The sequence below is a fragment of the Curvivirga aplysinae genome (assembly GCF_009711445.1).
Lineage (GTDB): Bacteria > Pseudomonadota > Alphaproteobacteria > UBA8366 > Aestuariispiraceae > Curvivirga > Curvivirga aplysinae.
The window spans coordinates 1-4,189 of record NZ_SMMC01000050.1; the positions used below are offsets into that span (position 1 = coordinate 1).

General features: G+C 40.0%; 4 protein-coding genes. All 4 read right to left on the minus strand.

What is annotated here, in order from left to right; genetic code table 11:
• Window positions 1-96: 96 nt before the first annotated feature.
• Complete coding sequence (rho, locus tag E1160_RS00565) at window positions 97-1,359, minus strand: transcription termination factor Rho (RefSeq protein WP_155153048.1); 1,263 nt, start codon at window positions 1,357-1,359, stop codon at window positions 97-99.
• A gap of 228 nt (window positions 1,360-1,587) precedes the next feature.
• A complete protein-coding gene (gene hemJ, locus E1160_RS00570; protein ID WP_155153049.1) occupies window positions 1,588-2,025 on the minus strand; it encodes a protoporphyrinogen oxidase HemJ in 438 nt (145 codons plus the stop codon).
• A gap of 15 nt (window positions 2,026-2,040) precedes the next feature.
• A complete protein-coding gene (gene hemH / locus E1160_RS00575; protein ID WP_155153050.1) occupies window positions 2,041-3,120 on the minus strand; it encodes a ferrochelatase in 1,080 nt (359 codons plus the stop codon).
• A gap of 33 nt (window positions 3,121-3,153) precedes the next feature.
• Window positions 3,154-4,189, minus strand: a 1,036-nt coding sequence (gene hemE, locus E1160_RS00580) for a uroporphyrinogen decarboxylase (RefSeq protein ID WP_155153051.1), incomplete at its 5' end; no start/stop codon positions are given.

A 4,189-nucleotide genomic window follows, 5' to 3' on the forward strand; every position in this document is an offset into this window, starting at 1 on the left:
ATAACGATGACGAAAAATCCACAAAAACTGAGATAAAAAAATAGCCTCACAGACAGTTTTGTAAGGCTATTTTATTTAATTATACCAATAACTTGATTATTGGTTCATACTATCAAAGAAATCATCGTTATTTTTGGTATCTTTCAACTTACCAAGCAGGAATTCCATCGCATCAGTAACACCCATTGGGTTAAGAATACGACGAAGTACCCACATTTTGGACAATGTGTCTTTGCCCATGAGTAATTCTTCCTTACGTGTGCCGGATTTTGTAATATCTATCGCTGGGAAGACACGTTTGTCAGAAAGCTTACGATCCAGAATAACTTCAGAGTTACCAGTCCCTTTGAATTCCTCAAAGATAACCTCATCCATACGACTACCTGTATCAATCAAGGCTGTTGAGATGATAGTTAATGAACCGCCTTCTTCAATATTACGGGCAGCACCAAAGAAACGTTTTGGACGTTGAAGCGCATTTGCATCCACACCACCGGTTAATACTTTACCAGAAGATGGTACAACCGTGTTATATGCACGTGCCAAACGGGTAATACTATCAAGCAAGATTACAACATCACGTTTATGTTCAACAAGACGTTTTGCTTTTTCTATAACCATTTCAGCAACTTGTACGTGACGTTGTGCGGGCTCATCAAAGGTAGATGATACAACTTCACCTTTCACACTACGTTGCATGTCGGTTACTTCTTCCGGGCGCTCATCAATCAATAATACGATCAAATAAACTTCAGGGTTATTTTGCGCGATGGCATGTGCCACATTCTGCATTAAAACTGTTTTACCCGTACGAGGTGGCGCAACGATCAAAGCACGTTGACCTTTACCAATCGGCGCAATCAAATCAATCACACGGGTAGATAAATCCGGTTTTTTCTTATCGCCGAATTCAATTTCCATACCCAATTTTTCATCAGGATATAGCGGTGTTAAGTTATCAAAGTTAATACGATGACGTACTTTTTCAGGCTCATCAAAGTTAACACTATTTACTTTTAACAGGGCAAAATAACGTTCGCCATCTTTTGGGGAACGAATTTGACCTTCAACCGTATCACCTGTGCGCAAACCGAAACGACGAATTTGACTAGGGGAGATATAAATATCATCAGGACCCGCCAAATAGTTAGATTCTGGCGATCGCAAAAAGCCAAAGCCGTCTGGTAATACTTCCAACACACCTTCGCCGAAAATCGCCACATCATTGGTGGCCAATTGTTTCAAACATGCAAACATCAATTCCTGTTTACGCATGGTGCTGGCATTTTCAATTTCCAATTCCTCGGCAAAAGCAAGTAATTGAGAAGGTTTCTTTTGTTTAAGTTCTTTTAGATGCATGAGATTTCAATCGCTTATGATGTGTAGATATCGATTGTTAAGGTAGGTAAGTAAGATGAGAGAGTTTGATATCTCTCGACTAGAAAAATAAATTACTAATCTTTTGATTATGTCTTGATCGAATGTGGTAATCCGATCGAATTTTTCCGACTTCGTAGTTAAATTTTTTGTCTACGCTTTTTCTTTTACCAAGAGAAAAATTTATGCGCAAGGGGTCTTTTATAATTTCTAGAAAGGTTTAACGATCACCATAACAACAACAATAATCATCAAAACAGTCGGCACCTCATTAGCAATGCGGAAGAATTTTTGACTTTTTGTATTTTTGTCATTGGCAAAATCCTTCATCCATTTTTTCATCATTTCATGAGCAATAGACATCAAAACAACACATGTCAGCTTTGCATGCATCCAGCCATCACTCATCCAACCACCATCCCAGAGAAGATAAAGACCTGCCAACCATGTCACCCCCATTGCCGGGGTCATAATTGCCTTCATCAAACGACGTTCCATGATTTTCAAGGTTTCAGAATGTTCAGAACCAGGTGTTGCAGCAACATGATAGACAAAAAGACGTGGTAAATAGAGTAATCCAGCCATCCAGCTAATCACAGCAATCACATGAACGGCCTTTACCCAGTTATAATCGATCCAATCAAACATTTTTAATTATTCCAATTACTTACAAATACATCTATCGAATTTTTTTGGACAGATTCTTGTCTTTTCTTGAGAATGAGTTTTACCTGAAATTCCAATATTAACTTGTTCTATGACAAGTTCACCTAGGGATTTTATAAATTCCGGATGACAATCAACAGTGCCAACACGGGTATAATGCTTCACACCGTTTTCTTCAGCCAATTCTTTATATTCGATATCAAGTTCTACCAAGGTTTCTGAATGTTCAGATATAAAAGCAATTGGCACCACAACTAGGGCTTTTCCATCCTGTCCGGCCTGAATAATTTCATCTTCGGTATAAGGCTTAATCCATTCAAGCGGCCCAACACGACTTTGATAACAACAACGCCAATCACTATCCTTAAAATCAGCAAAAGTATCAGAAACCTGATCCGCAATTGCCTTGGCCGTATGCTCTACCTGCCACTGATAAGGATCACCTCCATCAACAATCTTTTGCGGTAAACCGTGCGCGGTATAAAGAATACGGATATCACTTTTAATACCATTAGCCGCTAATTCCTTCAGAGAACCCTCTACAAGCGCACTGGCCCCATTTATGAAGCCCTCATGGGTTGGATAACAACAGATGCTCTGTGTGGGCTTTTTTAGGCCTAATTTTGCTGCCGATTTTTTCCAGTCATGGATAGAGCTTTCTGAGGTTGTTGTCGAAAATTGGGGGTAGAGAGGTAGAAGAACAATTTCATCAGCGCCCCAATCCTTTACTTTTTTGACGGTTTCTGCGGCAAATGGATGCCAATAACGCATGGCTATAAAGGTTTTAGCTTCTGTATCTTCCCCAAGATTCTCCGATAAATACCTATCCAATGCAGCTGCTTGCGCTTCCGTATTAGGAAGAAGAGGGGATGAACCACCCAATTCCTTGTAAATTTCCCGTGCAATCGGTGCCCGTCTTGTGGAAATCAATTTTGCGATCAACCAGCGAACAGGTTGCGGCGCACCAATAATTGCCTTGTCATTAAACAAATTAAACAGAAATGGTTGAACAGCCTCTGGAGAATTAGGTCCCCCAAGATTAAAAAAGACAACAGCAATTTTACGTTTATCGGACATCTGAAAACCTTATTTTTTGGAAGCAGAAAATCCCTATACGCGTCCACGAACCAAATCGACCAATCTTTCGACATGAGAAACCGGCGTTTCTTTGATAATGCCATGACCAAGATTGAAAACAAAAGGCTGACCGGAAAGATCTGTAAGAATATTCTTAACCGCTTTATCTAATTCTTCACCGCCAGCTAAAAGGATTTGTGGATCCAAATTACCTTGCACACAGACTTTGTCCGCTAAATTTTCTTTCGCCCAACCAGTTGGAACGGTTGTATCCAAACCAACACAATCTACACCTGTTTCTTCCACATAATTTGGATACATCAAGCCCGCACCACGCGGAAAACCAATCACAGGAATATCAGGATATTTTTCTTTAATAGCTTTGGTAATTTTTTTCGCAGGTTTTAAACAGAATTTACGGAATTCATTTTCTGCCAAGACACCAGACCAGCTGTCAAAAATTTGAACCGCTTCAACACCATTTTCGATTTGCGCTAATAGATAATCGGTTGTCGAACTGGTCAAAATATCAATAAGCTTTTGAAAACCTTGTGGGTCCTGATAAGCCCAGGATTTTGTATTGGCAAAATCTTTACTGCTTGAGCCTTCAACCACATAAGTTGCAACCGTCCAAGGAGCGCCCGCAAAACCAATAAGAGCTGTATCTGGATAGGTTTCATCTAAATCTTTACGAATTCGACGGATGGTTTCATAAACAGGTTCCAAACGTTGATGGAGCCAAGCTTCATTAAAATTCGTTAGTTCTGCGGCGGAACGAATAGGTTTTAATTTTGGACCTTCCCCCTGCACAAATGTAACTTCTTGGCCTAAAGCGTCCGGTACCACCAGAATATCTGAAAATAAAATTGCAGCATCAAATCCAAATCGACGAATTGGCTGCATGGTAACTTCATGGGCCAATTCCGGCGTATAACATAACTCCAAAAAACCACTTACAGAACGGCGGATTGCCATATATTCTTCCAAATAACGTCCTGCTTGACGCATAAGCCACATGGGTGGGTTCGTATGTGTCTTTCCTTTTAAAGCATTGATAAAAGGTTTCTCA

Bases quoted from the DNA above. Each gene is read 5' to 3' on its own strand.
- rho (WP_155153048.1), bottom strand. From the start codon at position 1,359: ATGCATCTAAAAGAACTTAAACAAAAGAAACCTTCTCAATTACTTGCT.
- hemH (WP_155153050.1), bottom strand. From the start codon at position 3,120: ATGTCCGATAAACGTAAAATTGCTGTTGTCTTTTTTAATCTTGGGGGA.
- hemJ (WP_155153049.1), bottom strand. From the start codon at position 2,025: ATGTTTGATTGGATCGATTATAACTGGGTAAAGGCCGTTCATGTGATT.